The sequence below is a fragment of the Paramagnetospirillum kuznetsovii genome (assembly GCF_003284725.1).
Classification (GTDB): Bacteria; Pseudomonadota; Alphaproteobacteria; order Rhodospirillales; family Magnetospirillaceae; genus Phaeospirillum; species Phaeospirillum kuznetsovii.
On record NZ_PGTO01000066.1, the window covers coordinates 1 to 572 of the forward strand.

Below are 572 nucleotides of genomic sequence, written 5' to 3' on the forward strand. Positions count from 1 at the left end.
GAGGTGAGGGTGAAGACGTAATTCTCGTTGAGCGGCGTGGTGGCCTGGATGCGGCAGTAGGTGGCCAAGTCGCCGAGCAGGCTCTGGAAGCTCTGGACCGGCAGGCGATCCTCGGTGCGGCCGGTGGTCTCCTTACGCACGGCCGATGGCGAGCGCTGGGCCTTGGCGACGGCGCTGTTGCGCATGCGGGCGGCGGTCTCGCGGTCGGTGTCGTCGTAGAGCAGCGGGGCCAGCTTGGACCGCATGTGATGCTCGACGTGGTAGGCCAGCATGCACAGGAAGACGTGGGCTTTCACCCGAGGCGAGGCCCAATGGAAGATCGGCCGGATTTCGAGGTCGACCGTCTTGATTGAGCGGAAGGCACGCTCGACCCGGCTGAGGCTTTTGTAGGCGGTGACCGTCTCGGCGTCACCCATCACCTCGGCCGACAGGTTTGTGCGCACCACATAGAGGCCGTCGAGCGCAGCTTCGGCGGCGATGGCCTCGGCCTTGCGGCGAAAGCTGAAGCTGGCATCGCCGATGGTGAGGTCGAAATGCTTGGCCATCTTGTGGCGATGGAGGACCTCGCCGAC

1 protein-coding gene is annotated in these 572 nt (G+C 65.6%); it reads right to left on the reverse strand.

All coding sequences use genetic code 11. The features are described from left to right. Window positions 1–572 (reverse strand): IS1634 family transposase (locus tag CU669_RS21540; protein ID WP_456095316.1); only part of this gene is annotated, 572 nt, incomplete at both ends.